Genomic DNA, 12542 nt, shown 5'->3' on the forward strand with positions numbered 1-12542 from the left:
CGCGTCGCAAAACCGTAGGCGCGGAGTCAAGAATCCGTAAGCCGGGAGTCAAGGAGCGCAGGCACCTTCCGTCGAGATTCGACGAAGGTCTCCTGAATGGCAACGCTCCGCGCCTCGCGCGCATGGACCCGGCGGCAGTTTCTGGTCCGCTCCGCTTCCAGTCTCGCCATCGCCGCGCTCGCGAAGCCTCATTTGAGCCGCGCGGCCGATCGGCCGCAGATCGCAGGCGGCATCCAGTCCGGCGATGTCTCCGGCGGCTCCGCGGTGATCTGGGCGCGCGCCGATCGGCCCGCGCGGATGCAGGTGGAATGCTCTACGGTCGAGAGCTTCAAGACCATCATCGCCTCGGCCTCCGGCGATGCGCTGCCCGCCGCCGATCTCACTGCAAAACTCCTGCTGGCGGATCTGCCGCCCGGGCAGGACATCTTCTACCGCGTCCGCTTCGACGACATCGCCACCGGTCTCCTCGGTGAAAGCCGCATCGGCCATTTCCGCACCGCGCCGGCAGCGCGTCAGTCGATCTCGTTTCTGTGGTCCGGCGACACCGCCGGGCAGGGCTGGGGCATCGACGTCTCCCGCGGCGGCTATCGCAGCTATCGCACCATGCTCGACAACAATCCGGATTTCTTCATTCACTGTGGCGATCACATCTACGCGGACTGCACGATCCCTTCCGAGCAGAAGCTGCCGAACGGCGACACCTGGCGCAACATCGTCACCGAAGAGAAATCGGAGGTGGCGCACACCCTGGCGCAGTTCCGCGGCAACTACAAATACAACCATCTCGACGAGCACTTCCGCGCCTTCCATGCGCAGGTGCCGATGTTCGCGCAGTGGGACGATCACGAGGTGACCAACGACTGGTCGCCGATCGGGACCTATGACGAGTCCGGACACGAGGACGACGGCACCCCGCGCCTGGTCGCGCGCGCCCGCCGAGCCTTCTTCGATTTCATGCCGATCCGCGACATCGGCGCGCGGCACGGCCGCGTCTATCGCAAGATCGCCTACGGCCCGCTGCTCGACGTCTTCATGATCGACATGCGCAGCTACCGCGACGAGAGCTGGAACAAGGGCGATGATCACCGCGGCTGGATCCTGGGCGCCGAGCAGCTCGCCTGGCTCAAGCGCGAGCTCGCCGCTTCGCGCGCGACCTGGAAGGTGATCGCGGCCGATTTGCCGATCGGCCTGATAAGCCTGGATGCCGTTGCGCTCGGCGATGGGCCGCCCGACCGGCGCGAGCACGAGATCGCGGATCTGCTCGCCTCGATCAAGCGCGCCGGCATCCGCAACATCGTCTGGCTCACCGCCGACATGCACTACACCGCCGCGCATTATTACGATCCGAGCAAGGCGCAATTTAGGGATTTCGAGCCGTTCTGGGAGTTCGTCTCCGGCCCGCTGCATGCCGGCAGCTGGGGACCGGGCGAGCTCGACGACACCTTCGGCCCGGTCGCGATGTACCAGCATGGCTGCAGCGCTGCGCAAGGCGAGAATCTCGCGCCCTGCTTCGGCCTGCAATTCTTCGGCAAGGTCGATATCGATGGCCGGACCGGCGTGATGACCGTGACCCTGAAGGACGTCGACAATCGCGACCTCTGGTCGGTCGACATCGTACCGCAGCCGCAGGTGCATCCTTCGCTGGTGGCGCAGCATTGGTGAGGTTGCGGCGCGCCAGTCGTCATGCCCGGGCTTGTCCCGGGCATCCACGTTCTTCGTGCCGCGTGGCAATGCGTGGAGGGCCGGGACAAGCCCGGCCATGACGATGGAGAGGCATTGCTAACCCGATCTTGATTGGCCGCCGTGCTCCTCCCGCGCTAGGGTGGGGGGTCCCGCCACTTCTTCTCCATCACTCGAAAAGTCTGCTCACGCGACATCGCCGCGCGCATCCGGTGGGCTGAATTGCTCAGGAGCCTGTTGCATGGATCATCTGAAAACACAGGGCATCAGCATGCCCAAGCTCGGCCTCGGCACCTTCCGCATGCAGGGCGATGCCTGCCGTGCCGCGGTCGAGAGCGCGCTTTCCATCGGCTATCGCCACATCGACACGGCCGAGATGTACGCCAATGAGGAGGCGATCGGTGCGGCCATCGCCGCCTCCGGCGTGCCGCGCGGCGAGCTGCACGTCACCACGAAAGTCTGGCACGAGAACCTCAGCCGCGATGCGATCCGCCGCGCTTTCGACGCCAGCCTTAGGAAGCTCCGGCTCGACCATGTCGACCTCTATCTCGTGCATTGGCCGTCGAAGGCCGCGAACTGGGGCGCGGTGTTCGAGACGCTGATGACGCTCAAGGCGGAGGGGCGCACGCGCGCGGTCGGCGTTGCCAATTTCACCACCGCGCTGCTCAAGGTCGCGGTCGAGGAGATCAAGGCGCCGATCGCCTGCAACCAGGTCGAATATCACGCCATGCTCGATCAATCGAAGGTGCTGGCCTATCTCCAAGCGAGGTCGATTCCGCTGGTTGCCTATTGTCCGCTGGCGCAAGGGCGTTTCGCGAGCGATCCGGTGCTGGCCGACATCGGCGCCCGGCACAATGCCACCGCTGCGCAGGTCGCGTTGAAATGGCTGCTCGACCAGGACGGCGTCGCCGCGATCCCGAAGGCCTCGCGTCGCGAGAGCCAGCAGGCCAATCTCGACGCGCTGAAGATCACGCTCGACGATGCCGACCGCATAAAAATCGCCGCGCTGGCGAAGGACAGACGTTGCGTCAATCCCGGCTTCGCACCGGCATGGGATTAGCTGCAATGACAAGCAATAGAAATGGCCCCGTGAGGGGCCATTTCCATGTTGCGTTGCGCATTAGTCCCAGTGGTGGTGATGGCGATGGCTGCGCTTGATGACGACAACCTTGTCGCCGCGATGGTGGCGATGCCAGCCATGGCGATGTCCGCGGAATTCGGCGCGGGCGCCGTACGGGCCGTGGTGATGATGATGATAGCCGCCGCTGCGCTTGATCACCACCGTCTCCGCACTTGCGAGTGTCGGCGCCGCGATCACGAGCGCACCGAGAGCCGCAACCACATAACCAAGCTTTTTCATGATGTCCTCCTCCAAACGAATGCACATCTAAACCGCAGATTTGCGCGAACGTTCCGGAGGAGCGGGAAGAGAATTCTGAACGGATGTTCAGACGAAGGCGTGCTAATCGCAGCGCTGCTGCGCGGGCGTCGGCGCACCGCTGGCGACGTATTTGCCGTTCCTGATCGTGTACTCGCCGCGCTCGCTGCGATTGTAGATCGCGCGCAGGATGCCGTCCTTCTGCAACAGCAACCCGAACTCGCGGGCCTGATGCAACGAGGGGAAGTACACCATGACATTGAGCAGGCCCTCGGCATTGACCGTGGCGGACACCACCTCGTTCTCGTCCCTGGCCTCGCCGAAATTGCGCCGGTACATCACCCGGCCGTCTTTCCGGATGTCGTAAGTCAAGCGCGCGCCCTGGTCGCGGTCGGGCCTACCCGAGCAATCGACCGCCCACGAGCCGAGCAGACCCCATTGCTCAACGGTCGTGGCCAGCGTCTCGGCACCGGCCGTGGAAGTGAACGCGACCCACAGCACCGCAGCCGCGATCCAGCGGCTCGAACAACGCATCATGTCCTGAAAAACCCCGCCTCGAACAATTCCAAAGTCTAGCATCCCGCGCGCGACCCCGCCACGGAAGCCGCCGATCGCCCGCGAATTTGATCCGCGTCAATGAGGCAGGGCGTTTGGAAGGTAAGATGGCATTTCCCGAAGGCGAACGTGGATAGAGCAATGCTGAATCAAGTCATGGATTTTGCGGGCGAAGTGCTGCCCGGGAGCTGTGCCGTACCGCCTTATTCCGAGGCCGCATTTCTGAGCGAGTTGGGCGATCGCCTGCGGTGCTCCCGCATGCGCTGCGATCTGTCGCGCCGGGAGCTCGCCCGCCGCTCGGGGATTTCCGAGCGCTACATCGCCCAGATCGAGGCCGGCAAAGGCAACGTCTCCATCGTCCTGTTGCTGCGGCTGGCTTCCGCGATTCACGGCAGTAAGCCACAGGCGGCGTGAGGAGACGTCCGGACCGGGCCTCAGGCTCGCTTCTCCACATTGGCGCTGCGGGCGGGCACGCCGAACTCCTTGCGGCAGACCTCAGCTAGCACGGCGACGCCATCGCGGATCTGCTGATGCGTGGGGCTGGCAAAGCACAGCCGCAGCCGCGAGGCGGAATGGCCCTTGCTGGTCGACCATTCCGGCCCCGGATTGATCGAGACGCCGACGGCGAGCGCGGCCTGATACAGCTTCAGCGTATCGACCTGGTCGGGCAGCTTGACCCAGAGGAAGATGCCGCCCTTGGGCTCCTCGAACTCAGCGGCGGTCCCGAACTGCTCGTTGAGGGCTTCCATCAGCGTGTCGAGCTTGCTGCGCAGCGCCTTGGTCAGGGTCGGCACGTGGGTTGAAAAGTGCGGCTTGCAGTAAGTGGCGAGCACCATCTGCTCCAGCGCACCGGAGCCCGCATCCGTCTTCAGCGCGAGCATCCGTGACATCACCTCCCAGGGCGCCACGACGAAGCCGACGCGCAGCGCCGGCGCGATCGACTTGGAAAACGAGCCGATATGAATCACGCCGCCGCTCTCGCTCATCGCGTAGATCGCGGGCGGCCGCTGCCCCGACCAGATGAGGTCGGCATAGCAATCGTCCTCGAAAATCGGCACGCCATATTCGGTCGCGAGCCGCACCAGCTCGGTGCGGCGGCTCTCGGGCATGATGCTGCCGGTCGGGTTCTGCACCGTCGGAATGGTGTAGATGTATTTCGGCCGGATGCCGCGGCGCTTCAGGTCGGCCAGCGTGGAGGCCAGCAGGTCCATGCGCATGCCGTCCTGGTCGAGCGGAATGCCGACGACGTTGACGCCGAGCCGCGCCAGGCGTGTCAGGGAGCCCTGATAGCTCTCCTGCTCGAAAATCACGGTGTCGCCGCGCGACAGCAGGGTGGCGTTGACGAGGTCGAGCGCCTGGAGCGAGCCGGAGACGATCAGGAGGTCGTCGACCGTGCAGCTGATGCCGGCGTCGCGCTTGAGTTTCGTCACCAGGAATTCGCGCAACGGCAGGTAGCCCTGCGGACCATGCGCCAGACCGTAGGTGGCGAGCGAGCGGCCCTCGCGCCGCAGCACCGTGTCGGCCGCTTCGATCAGCTCGTCGAGCGGCACCTGTTCGGAATCGTTGTTGCCGCCGACGAAGCTGTATTTGGCAAGGCCCGTCCAGCGCGCAGACGGGGCCGGCAGCCCTGCTGGAAACAGGGGCGCGAAATCGAAGCTGGACGTCATGGGAGCGTTCCTCGTTTTGTTCTTGTTGAGCGTCGGCTTTGCACCGGCCGCCTTACTTCTTGCCGGCCGTCCTGGTCGGACGGCCCTGACTGATGAAAGCGTAATGCGCGTTGGCGACGCCGCCAACCATTAAGGCTTCGACCACGGATTCTGCGATCTCGCCCGTGGCGGCCCAGTCGACCAGAAAATTGGCGCCGGTCCCGCCGCGCACGTCGTCGGTCGGAATGAAGATCGAGACGGTGGCGAGCGGCCTCAACGCCACCGGCGTCTTCAGAAAGCTCTCGACCTGCTTGCCTGCGGTGTCGAAATAGGCGATGCGTTTGATGACCAGCGGCTGGGTCTCGGAGGCGTTGTGTACGCTCAGCGTCACCGAGAAGTCGACACGCAGCTTGCCTTGGCTCATCGCGACGCTGGAATAGGCGGGCACGTAGAAACCGCCGGAGACGGCGAGGTCCTCCTTCGGCGGCGTGGTGAGCGAATCGGCAAAGTTTTGTTCGATACTGATCTTGGATTGCGCGGCGGCGGGCACGGCAAAGGCGAAGGGAGCGAGCAGCATGGCTGCGAAGAGCCCATTCCGCATGTGACGAATTGCTCGCTTGCCGCACCGCAACCCGCCACTAGGGTGCGGCAAAACGGACCAATTTGGCATGCATGAGCTCATTCGCGATATCACACTCTCTATTCTGTTCGCCTGGATGCTGGGGCTTCTCGCCCATTTCTCCCGGCAACCGCTGATCCTGGCCTACCTTATCGCCGGCTTCTGCATAGGTCCATTCGGTGCCGGCTGGGTCCATTCGCAGGAATCGATCAGCGTCATCTCCGAGCTCGGCCTGATCTTCATGCTGTTCATGATCGGGCTCGAGATCGACCTGAAGAAGATCGTTCGGGCCGGGCGGGTGATCCTGTTCGCGGCGGGCAGCCAGCTGCTGGGCGGCTGTCTGCTCGGGCTTCTGTTCTTTGTCGGCATCGGCCTGTCGCTCGGCGGTGGGCATTTCGATGCGGTCTATCTCTGCGTCGCCTGCGCGCTGTCGAGCACGGTCATCATCGTCAAGGTGCTCTACGAGAAGCGCGAGCTCGATACGCTGCCGGGCCGCATCACCCTCGGCATCCTCGTGCTCCAAGACATCTTCGCCATCCTGTTCCTGGCGGTGCAGCCGAGTCTGGCCAATCTGCAGGTCAGCGTCATCCTGCTCTCGATCGGCCGCGTCGCGGTGCTGGTCACGGCCGCGCTGCTGGTCAGCCGCTACGTGCTGCCCCGCCTGTTCCACCAGATCGCCCGGCGGCCCGAGCTGATCCTGCTCGGCGCGCTCGCCTGGTGCTTTCTCGTCGCCGAGACCGCGTATCAACTGTCGCTGTCGCGCGAGATGGGTGCGCTGATCGCCGGCGTCTCGCTCTCGACCTTCCCCTATGCGCTCGATGTCACCGCCAAGGTCACCACGCTGCGCGACTTCTTCATCACGCTGTTCTTCGTCGCGCTCGGCATGACCATTCCCGTGCCCGGCCTCTCGGTGATCAGCCTCGCCTTGATGATCGCGGCGTTCACGGTGGTGAGCCGCCTCGTCACTACCTTCATCCCGCTCTACCTGATGAAGCAGGGCCTGCGCGCCAGCCTGTTGCCGGCGCTCAACCTCGCGCAAATCTCCGAATTCTCGCTGGTGGTGATCCAGACCGGCGTCGCGGACCGCCACATCGCTGCCGAGACGGCGAATGCGGCTTCGTTCGCCTTCGTGGTGCTGGCGGTGCTCTCGACCTTCGTGATGACCCGCAGCGACGAGATCACCCGTTGGGCGATCGGCCCCTTGAAGCGGATCGGCCTGCGCGATCTCGACCATGGCAACGGCCATGCCGAGGAGGGCCACGAGGGCGGCCATGGCGAGGCCCGCCGCATCGTCATCCTCGGCTTTTTCCGTGCGGCGAGCGCGCTGCTGGCCGAGATCGAACGGCAGGCACCGGTGCTGCTCGAGCAGATCACCGTGGTCGATTTCAACCCCAATGTGTACCAGACCCTGCTTTCACGTGGTCTGCACGTGATCTATGGCGACATCAGCAGCGCCGACACGCTGCTCCATGCCGGCGTCGGCAAGTCCGAGATGATCATCCTCAGCGTGCCGGATTCGCTGCTGAAGGGCGCCACCAACGAGAAGCTGGTCCGTCACGTCCGCGCGCTCAATCCGACCGCCCTGATCGTCGCCACGGCCGACCTGTTGGCCGACGTCGGCGCGCTCTACGAGGCCGGCGCCAGCTACGTCACCGTGACCCGACTCAGCGATGCACATGAGCTGTTTACCGTGATCGAAGCCGCCCAGGCCGGCCTGCTCGCGGACAAGCGCGCCGAGCTCGATCAGCGCCTCGGCGAGCGCCGCGAGGTGCTGCCCTGACGGCGTAGGGCCGCCTTCCTTGCGGGCAATCTGCGCCTATATCGCTGGTATGCCCGGTGCAAGCCTGAAACCCATCGGCAGGCCCGCCCTCGGGCATATGTGGTTGCGCTGGGGAGACTAGCGCCCCGACCCAAGTCCGGCTAAGCCTCCCGGCCATAACCGATAGAGATTGGGAAATGCCCGATAGCGTTCAGGAAGTCTTGCAGGCCTTTGCCCGGGGTGAGCTCGTGGTCGTCACCGACGACGAGGACCGCGAGGGCGAGGGCGATCTGATCGTCGCCGCCTCGCTCTGCACCGCCGAGAAGATGGCCTTCATCATCCGCCATACCTCCGGCATCGTCTGCGCGCCCGTGACGACCGAGGACGCGCGCCGGCTGCGGCTCGATCCGATGGTCGCCCACAACGATTCCGCGCACACCACCGCGTTCACGGTCTCGATCGACTACAAGCCCGACGGCGGCACCGGCATCTCCGCCGAGGAGCGCGCCTCGTGCTGCCGTGCGCTCGCCAATCCCAATGTCGGCGCCAACGACTTCGCCCGGCCCGGCCACATCTTTCCGCTGATCGCCAAGGACGGCGGCGTGCTGCTGCGCTCCGGCCACACCGAGGCCGCCGTCGACCTCTGCAAGCTGTCCGGCCTGCCGCCGGTCGGCGTCATCAGCGAGCTCATGAACGACGACGGCAGCGTGATGAAGGGCGAGCAGGTCGCGCAGTTCGCGGTCAGGCACAAGCTCAAGCACGTCACCATCGCGGACATGATCGCCTACCGCCAGGCGCGCGAGAAGCTGATCGAGCGGGTCTCGACCTTCGTCACCGACAGCCCGATCGGTCCCTTGCAGGGCTATGCCTACCGTTCACCGTTCGATTCCATCGCTCACGTCGCCTTCGTCTACAACGGGGTCGGCGACGGCAAGAACGTGCTGACGCGCTTCCACAAGCCGAACATCGTCAAGGACACTTTCACCGGCCACAAGCGCATGGCCGCCGTGCTCGAGCATTTCAAGAAGACCGGCCGCGGCGTGCTGGTCTACCTGCGCGACGGCGCGGCCGGCGTGCCCGTTTCGCCGCTGCCGGACGAGACGTCGACGGAGGCCGACCGCAACCGCCAGTGGCGCGAGGTCGGCGTCGGCGCGCAGATCCTGCGCGACCTCGGCGTGACTTCGATCCGGCATCTCACCTCGTCGGTGCACGACTACAAGGGCCTATCGGGCTTCGGCATCGAGATCGTCGCCAACGAGCAGCTCGAAAGCTGACACGCATTGTCTTTCCCGGTCGCGCTGAAAGCGCCACCCCGGAGCGACCGAAGCCAGGATGCAATTGAACTTGTTGCCGCGGCGCTTTACTTTGTCGGGCAATTATCGACGGAACCAGACGCGAAAGGACGTTTCATGAGCGTGCGCCCTCAGGCCAAGGACAAGCCGGCTGCGGCTTCTTTCCAGTGGGACGATCCGTTCCTGCTCGACGAGCAGCTCACCGAAGACGAGCGCATGGTGCGCGACACCGCCCGCGCCTATGCGCAGGACAAGCTGCTGCCGCGCGTCTCCAAGGCCTATCTCGAGGAGAAGACCGATCGCGAGATCTTCAACGAGATGGGCGAGCTCGGCCTGATCGGCATCACGCTGCCGGAAGAATATGGCTGCGCCAATGCGAGCTACGTCGCCTATGGCCTCGTCGCGCGCGAGATCGAGCGGGTCGATTCCGGCTATCGCTCGATGAACTCGGTGCAGTCCTCGCTGGTGATGTACCCGATCTACGCCTATGGCGACGAGAACCAGCGCAAGAAGTACCTGCCCAAGCTCGCCAGCGGCGAGTGGGTCGGCTGCTTCGGCCTGACCGAGCCCGACGCCGGCTCCGATCCGGCCGGCATGAAGACCCGTGCCGAGAAGGTGTCGGACGGCTATCGCCTCACCGGCAGCAAGATGTGGATCTCGAACGCGCCGATCGCCGATGTCTTCGTGGTCTGGGCCAAGTCGGCCGCGCACGACAACCAGATCCGCGGCTTCGTGCTGGAGAAGGGCATGAAGGGCCTGTCCGCGCCGAAGATCGGCGGCAAGCTCTCGCTTCGCGCCTCCATCACCGGTGAGGTCGTGATGGACGGCGTCGTGGTCCCGGAGGACGCCCTGCTGCCCAACGTCTCCGGCCTCAAGGGCCCGTTCGGCTGCCTCAACCGCGCCCGCTACGGCATCTCCTGGGGTGCGCTTGGCGCCGCCGAGGACTGCATGCACCGCGCCCGTCAATACACGCTCGATCGCAAGCAGTTCGGCAAGCCGCTCGCCGCGACCCAGCTGGTGCAGAAGAAGCTCGCCGACATGGAGACCGAGATCGCCCTCGGCCTGCAGGGCTCGCTTCGCGTCGGCCGCCTGATGGACGAGGGCAAGTTCGCGCCCGAGATGATTTCGATCATGAAGCGCAACAATTGCGGTAAGGCCCTCGACATCGCCCGCACCGCCCGCGACATGCACGGCGGCAACGGCATCTCGATCGAGTATCACGTGATGCGCCACGTCCATAATCTCGAGACGGTCAACACCTACGAGGGCACCCACGACGTCCACGCCCTGATCCTGGGCCGCGCGATCACGGGCATTCAGGCGTTCTTCTAGTCACTGTGTTTTTCCGCCGCGGCTAGCTTGCTCAACTGTCATCGCCCGCGCAGGCGGGCGATCCAGTATCCCAGAGACTTCGCTTTTGTCACTGGCGCTGCGGCGTACTGGATACCCCGCCTTCGCGGGGTATGACGGCGAAGAGTGTGGCACAGGAAGTCCCATGTCCGACAACGACGACGTCCCGTTCAACCGCAACTTTCCGCTGAAGCCCGGCATCGTCGAGGAGGTCCGCCCCGGCGTGCGGCGCGTGCTCTGCAACAATCCGAGCCCGTTCACCTTCACGGGCACGGTCAGCTACATCGTCGGCAAGGGCAATGTCGCGATCATCGATCCCGGTCCAGACGATGCGGCGCATGCGGCGGCGCTGCTCGATGCCGTGCGCGGCGAGACCGTGACGCACATCTTCGTCACCCACACCCATCGCGACCATTCGCCGAACACCGCGCGGATCAAGCAGGCGACGGCTGCGCCGGTCTATGCCGAAGGCCCGCATCGCGCCTCGCGGCCGCGATTCGAGAGCGAGAAGCACAATCCGGAATCCGGCGCCGACCGCGATTTTGCGCCCGACGTCAAGCTGGCGCACGGCGACGTCGTGGAAGGCAACGGCTGGCGGCTCGAGACCGTCGCGACGCCCGGCCACACGGCCAACCATCTGGCATTCGCCTGGCCGGAGCGGAAGTTCAACTTCGTCGGCGATCACGTGATGGGCTGGTCGACCTCGATCGTGGCGCCGCCCGACGGCTCGATGATCGACTACATGGACTCGCTTGACCGGCTCGCCGCCCGCGAGGAGGATCTCTATTTCTCTGGCCATGGCCCCGAGATTCCCGAGGGCCAGCGCTTCGTGCGCTTCCTGATCCGCCACCGCAAGGCACGCGAGGCCTCGATCCTGCACCGCCTCGCCAAGGGCGAGACCGACATCCCGACCATGGTCCGCGCGATCTATATCGGTATCGATCCGCGCCTGACGACAGCTGCCGGCTATTCCGTGCTGGCGCATTTGGAAGATCTGGTCGCCCGCGGCGTGGTGGCGACGGATGGCGATCCCGTGATCGGCGGCACCTATCGGATGGCCTAGGGGCGAATAGCGAATGGGGAATAGCGAATGGGCGGCTCCATTCGCTATTCGCTACTCCCCATTCGCCAAGTCACTTCTTCACCGTCTTCGCCGGCGCCTTGGGCGGCGTCACCGGCGTCTTCTTCACCGGCTTGAGTGCATCGGCGTCGGCGGCGGTGTTGAGGTCGTCGATGAATGTCTTGACGCGTGCGGCGTTGCTGCCGAGGTCGCTGTCGAAATTTCGCGACGCAGAGCGGATATCGACGCGGGAATCATCGCCATCCGGCACGACCCTGATCGAAACGTCCTCGCGGAAACCCATGATCGGCGTGCGCGCCACCGCCTCGATGCGACCGATGCGGCGCGGCGGCTGCGGTGCGCGCTCGTCGATCACGATCCATTTGCGCTTGTGGACGAGCTGAAGCGCGATCGCATAGGCGCGGTCGGCCGAGATCTCGAGCTCGACGGGCTCGATCTCGGGATAGAAATGGCGCTGCTGCTCCGCCGAATAGAGGCCGGCATAGACCGCGGTGTTGGTGCCCTCGCCGGTGCGCAGGCGCGCCAGCGCATCGAAGCGCGGCGGATCGATCGGGTCGGTGGTGATGTCGTAGATCGACGGCAGCTTGCGATATTGAAAGGCCAGATAGGCGGGATAGGCGAGGATCGCCCCGTCGATCAGGAAGGCGAGCAGGATGCGCGCCATGCCGCGCGAGCCGTTCTGCCAGATTGCGGCAAAGCCGGCGAGCCCGAACAGGATCGAGAGGCCGGCGATCGCGAGCCCGCCGATGAACGTCGCCAGCGCCGGCTTGGGCTCCAGGAAATCGAAACGGACGACGATGATCGACACCACCACCGCCAGAACCGCGAATACGGCCAGATTGCGCGCCCAGCTCGCGAGGCTGGACACGGGCTCCGACTGGTAGGGAGCGGAAAACCTGCGGGCCATCGGGTGAGCTCTGCCGGGGTTGGCGATGCCGGCCGATCTGGCGCGACAATGCGCCGTTGAGACCACGGCCGAGGGGCAAATTCAAGGGTCGATCACCCTCTTACCCTGCGCTGGAGGGGGAGGGTCGGCTCACATGGAGCGCAGCGAAGTGTGAGACGGGGTGGGGTGACGGTCTCTCCACATCCGACACTGCCCGAGCGGAGAGATCACCCCACCCCGCTCGCGCTGCGCGCGATCGACCCTCCCCCTCCAGGACCCCTCCAGGGGAGGGTGAG

12 protein-coding genes are annotated in these 12542 nt (G+C 65.2%); 7 read left to right on the forward strand and 5 right to left on the reverse strand.

Annotated elements, in window-relative coordinates; genetic code table 11:
• Positions 1-96: 96 nt before the first annotated feature.
• Both ACVWYQ_RS34880 and ACVWYQ_RS34885 read left to right on the forward strand, forming a co-directional pair.
• The gene (locus tag ACVWYQ_RS34880; protein WP_404543045.1) at positions 97-1662 is read left to right on the forward strand and encodes an alkaline phosphatase D family protein; all 1566 of its coding nucleotides are present in this window, start codon (positions 97-99) and stop codon (positions 1660-1662) included.
• 259 nt (positions 1663-1921) lie between these two features.
• A complete protein-coding gene (locus tag ACVWYQ_RS34885; protein ID WP_404543043.1) occupies positions 1922-2740 on the forward strand; it encodes an aldo/keto reductase in 819 nt (272 codons plus the stop codon).
• A gap of 60 nt (positions 2741-2800) precedes the next feature.
• On the opposite strand, the gene ACVWYQ_RS34890 is transcribed toward ACVWYQ_RS34885, so the two are convergent.
• Both ACVWYQ_RS34890 and ACVWYQ_RS34895 read right to left on the reverse strand, forming a co-directional pair.
• Entirely contained in the window at positions 2801-3040 is a 240-nt protein-coding gene (locus tag ACVWYQ_RS34890; protein ID WP_157286955.1) for a hypothetical protein, read from the reverse strand.
• A 102-nt stretch (positions 3041-3142) separates the two neighbouring features.
• A complete protein-coding gene (locus ACVWYQ_RS34895) occupies positions 3143-3595 on the reverse strand; it encodes a hypothetical protein (RefSeq protein WP_404543042.1) in 453 nt (150 codons plus the stop codon).
• Between the two features lie 159 nt (positions 3596-3754).
• Here ACVWYQ_RS34895 and ACVWYQ_RS34900 point away from each other — a divergent pair, with 159 nt between their 5' ends.
• Positions 3755-4027 (forward strand): helix-turn-helix domain-containing protein, encoded by a 273-nt coding sequence (locus ACVWYQ_RS34900; protein ID WP_404543041.1) that lies wholly within the window; start codon positions 3755-3757, stop codon positions 4025-4027.
• 20 nt (positions 4028-4047) lie between these two features.
• On the opposite strand, the gene ACVWYQ_RS34905 is transcribed toward ACVWYQ_RS34900, so the two are convergent.
• Positions 4048-5280, reverse strand: coding sequence for an aminotransferase-like domain-containing protein (locus ACVWYQ_RS34905; RefSeq protein ID WP_404543040.1), 1233 nt, complete (start codon positions 5278-5280; stop codon positions 4048-4050).
• A 52-nt stretch (positions 5281-5332) separates the two neighbouring features.
• On the reverse strand, positions 5333-5860 hold the full coding sequence (locus ACVWYQ_RS34910) for a DUF3124 domain-containing protein (RefSeq protein ID WP_198399975.1): 528 nt from the start codon (positions 5858-5860) through the stop codon (positions 5333-5335).
• Between the two features lie 67 nt (positions 5861-5927).
• On the opposite strand from ACVWYQ_RS34910, the gene ACVWYQ_RS34915 reads away from it, so the two are divergent.
• The 4 genes from ACVWYQ_RS34915 to ACVWYQ_RS34930 all read left to right on the forward strand — a co-directional run bounded on the left by ACVWYQ_RS34915 (position 5928) and on the right by ACVWYQ_RS34930 (position 11342).
• A complete protein-coding gene (locus ACVWYQ_RS34915; RefSeq protein WP_157286950.1) occupies positions 5928-7658 on the forward strand; it encodes a cation:proton antiporter in 1731 nt (576 codons plus the stop codon).
• Between the two features lie 176 nt (positions 7659-7834).
• Positions 7835-8911 (forward strand): 3,4-dihydroxy-2-butanone-4-phosphate synthase, encoded by a 1077-nt coding sequence (ribB, locus tag ACVWYQ_RS34920; RefSeq protein ID WP_036004011.1) that lies wholly within the window; start codon positions 7835-7837, stop codon positions 8909-8911.
• Between the two features lie 135 nt (positions 8912-9046).
• Positions 9047-10261, forward strand: coding sequence for an acyl-CoA dehydrogenase (locus ACVWYQ_RS34925; protein WP_036004014.1), 1215 nt, complete (start codon positions 9047-9049; stop codon positions 10259-10261).
• A 163-nt stretch (positions 10262-10424) separates the two neighbouring features.
• Entirely contained in the window at positions 10425-11342 is a 918-nt protein-coding gene (locus ACVWYQ_RS34930; RefSeq protein ID WP_404543037.1) for an MBL fold metallo-hydrolase, read from the forward strand.
• A gap of 70 nt (positions 11343-11412) precedes the next feature.
• Here the strand turns inward: ACVWYQ_RS34930 and ACVWYQ_RS34935 are convergent, their stop codons facing one another.
• A complete protein-coding gene (locus tag ACVWYQ_RS34935) occupies positions 11413-12267 on the reverse strand; it encodes a DUF1499 domain-containing protein (RefSeq protein ID WP_404543036.1) in 855 nt (284 codons plus the stop codon).
• Positions 12268-12542: the final 275 nt, after the last annotated feature.

The organism is Bradyrhizobium sp. USDA 3397 (assembly GCF_054060965.1).

Coding starts and splice junctions, on each gene's coding strand:
- ACVWYQ_RS34915 (WP_157286950.1), top strand. CDS start 5,928: ATGCATGAGCTCATTCGCGATATCACACTCTCTATTCTGTTCGCCTGG.
- ribB (WP_036004011.1), top strand. CDS start 7,835: ATGCCCGATAGCGTTCAGGAAGTCTTGCAGGCCTTTGCCCGGGGTGAG.
- ACVWYQ_RS34935 (WP_404543036.1), bottom strand. CDS start 12,267: ATGGCCCGCAGGTTTTCCGCTCCCTACCAGTCGGAGCCCGTGTCCAGC.
- ACVWYQ_RS34895 (WP_404543042.1), bottom strand. CDS start 3,595: ATGATGCGTTGTTCGAGCCGCTGGATCGCGGCTGCGGTGCTGTGGGTC.
- ACVWYQ_RS34890 (WP_157286955.1), bottom strand. CDS start 3,040: ATGAAAAAGCTTGGTTATGTGGTTGCGGCTCTCGGTGCGCTCGTGATC.
- ACVWYQ_RS34905 (WP_404543040.1), bottom strand. CDS start 5,280: ATGACGTCCAGCTTCGATTTCGCGCCCCTGTTTCCAGCAGGGCTGCCG.
- ACVWYQ_RS34910 (WP_198399975.1), bottom strand. CDS start 5,860: ATGCGGAATGGGCTCTTCGCAGCCATGCTGCTCGCTCCCTTCGCCTTT.
- ACVWYQ_RS34925 (WP_036004014.1), top strand. CDS start 9,047: ATGAGCGTGCGCCCTCAGGCCAAGGACAAGCCGGCTGCGGCTTCTTTC.
- ACVWYQ_RS34880 (WP_404543045.1), top strand. CDS start 97: ATGGCAACGCTCCGCGCCTCGCGCGCATGGACCCGGCGGCAGTTTCTG.
- ACVWYQ_RS34900 (WP_404543041.1), top strand. CDS start 3,755: ATGCTGAATCAAGTCATGGATTTTGCGGGCGAAGTGCTGCCCGGGAGC.
- ACVWYQ_RS34885 (WP_404543043.1), top strand. CDS start 1,922: ATGGATCATCTGAAAACACAGGGCATCAGCATGCCCAAGCTCGGCCTC.
- ACVWYQ_RS34930 (WP_404543037.1), top strand. CDS start 10,425: ATGTCCGACAACGACGACGTCCCGTTCAACCGCAACTTTCCGCTGAAG.